The organism is Enterobacter cloacae complex sp. GF14B (genome assembly GCF_004136805.1).
GTDB lineage: Bacteria > Pseudomonadota > Gammaproteobacteria > Enterobacterales > Enterobacteriaceae > Enterobacter > Enterobacter hormaechei_C.
The window spans coordinates 1-1,888 of record NZ_QFRV01000228.1 but is presented as its reverse complement, the minus strand read 5'-3'; the positions used below and the strand labels follow the sequence as shown (position 1 = coordinate 1,888).

Genomic DNA, 1,888 nt, shown 5'->3' with positions numbered 1-1,888 from the left:
TGTGAGCATAGCAAGGTGTTTTATAGCCTAAGGCAAGCCTCCAGGTCAATTTTGGTCCAAATTGAGTTGGTTAGACTGATCAAGATCAGCAACAGGCTGTCGAAATAGATTTCTGACTCTTTAACCAGCTAATAGGTGTCCAAATCAAAAAGTAAAAACAGCTGTGGGCTCAGCACATCAAGGGGAATCCATAGTGCAAAAATCCAGGCAAAACAAAGCAGGAGACATCCTACACGTAGGATGTCTATTGGGGCCTACTGAAGAGAAAATTTGACTGAGCTTGACAGTGAGATTCCATTTGGCTTAAGGGTTCCAGAACTTCTTTCAGAAGTGAATTTGGACCTTGTTTGTCCTTTTGACGGAGCAAAGACTGAATTAAGACTTTTTCACGTAAATTGACCAACATCCGAGGGAAGTACAGTTCCAGATTAGCAGATCTAATCAAGAACATCAGAAGTGTATAAATATAGTAGTGGTTGAAGTTAACTCTCTAGTTATACCAATCATTACTAAGACCACCTCTAGCGGTTAAATGCTTTGATTCGATTGCCAAAATTAAACGCTTGTGTACATGTATATTCAGCGGCAAAGCAAGAAGTTGTGCAGAAACTGATCCTTTGCCAGGTGAGTGGTTGGATTTGTGCTAAGTTGCATTGCTAAGTTTGATGAATTTAAGATCAGGAAGACACATTTTTGGAGACCAAAATGTGGTAGGGGACCAAGGTAGCTTAGTGTCCACCAAGGAGAGTGTAACTCGGGCAAGGCTAGATCCGCTACCACCGATTATTGAGGAAGGTAGTGATACTGACACTTCCTCAGACAAATATTTCTTCATGATGGGTAGTCAACAGCCAAGAGGTTTCACCTATGATGGACCAATGCCAGGAGGAAGCACCTCCCAAAATCCTTTGAATGATTCCAAGCTCACTGTGATCTTCTTAGAGGGAACAAACTCGAGGGGAGCCCTAGTCTATTCTGACTATCGAGGACGCAAGTGTATCTGTATTGAAGAAAGGCCGGCTCAAAGACTGGAGATAATTCGAGTCTATGATGATGGAGATAGATTTCGAGACAAAAAGGGGAACCACTATCTGATAGTTAGTAACCCTGAAGATTACAACAGATATGGAGATAACGTGGCGAAAGGGAAAATGGTTTCAGAAACTCAAGAACCGCCACCAAACATTGATCGGCCCGGAGCTATTTTTATGTATGATAAGAAAACAACCAGGGTTTCAACTTATAATCAGAACGTGGGAATCTACAAGCATGAGAGCGAGGGAATAGTCTCTTACTTTCGTTGCAAAGAACCCTACCCAAACGAATTAAGCAAAGACAAGGTTCTTTACTTATTCTCTTATGAAAATGCTATGGGGAAGGATATTGTTTTTGTTGATAGGTACGGGCGAGAATACAAGCATATTCACCCAGAGGAGGTAGAAAAGGCAACACTTCCAGAGAAGTCAACATATGCCCCCGAAGAAGTGCCAAGGGTCACATACACCCCTAGCAAGTCGACAAATCCATTTTCAGAAGAGTATGACGCGACCTCACATTCTAACCGACAACAGACGTTCAACTACCAGAACCAACAAGCAACCCAACCATCATTGCAGGCATGGCTTCGACAAAGTGCAACATTAGAACAAGACCGAAATAGAGGTGGTGATCCAACCGCACGAGGGCTAAGAGAATTACAAGAACCACCACTCTATTCACAGTATCAAGGCGAGAGTAAGCCAAAAACTCAAGAGTCGGTAGAGCCCGGAAGACAACCCACTGAACGAGTTCGAAGAGATGAACCACCTCTTGCAAGAACCATCAGAAATTATGGCTTAGCAGCACCTCTGGGAGAGGAACCCTCCCACTACCAAAGGCCAGAGGAGGT

Annotated in this window: 1 protein-coding gene; it reads left to right on the top strand. The window is 43.3% G+C overall.

Features of this window, described 5'->3' with window-relative positions; all coding sequences use genetic code 11:
• Positions 1 to 731: 731 nt before the first annotated feature.
• A partial coding sequence (locus DD606_RS24880) for a hypothetical protein (RefSeq protein WP_139158367.1) occupies positions 732 to 1,888 on the top strand: 1,157 nt, incomplete at its 3' end.